At 56.8% G+C, this 229-nt stretch carries 1 protein-coding gene; it reads right to left on the reverse strand.

All coding sequences use genetic code 11. The annotated features are described in order from the left end of the window. Nucleotides 1-210 (reverse strand): hypothetical protein (locus SB772_RS46375; protein ID WP_410839315.1); only part of this gene is annotated, 210 nt, incomplete at its 3' end. Nucleotides 211-229: the final 19 nt, after the last annotated feature.

The following is a 229-nucleotide window of genomic DNA, read 5'->3' on the forward strand; positions in this document are numbered from 1 at the left end:
CTCCGCGGCCGCAAGCGCGGCACGATCCGCGAAATTACGAGGACACATGTTAGCGAGCGCTTGCAGATAATCGCAGTGCTTCTGGAGCGCAATCAGATGAATCTGTCGCGACTGCTTCTCTGTCGACTTGAAGTACGCCGCTGCTCTGCAAAGAGCACCGTAATATGGGAGATCCGCAGTCTCGATATGTGCCACGGATGTTGCGAGCAACTCCGTCGCCTTCTGCTCC

The organism is Paraburkholderia sp. SIMBA_030 (assembly GCF_046535245.1).
In the GTDB taxonomy this organism is placed as follows: Bacteria; Pseudomonadota; Gammaproteobacteria; order Burkholderiales; family Burkholderiaceae; genus Paraburkholderia.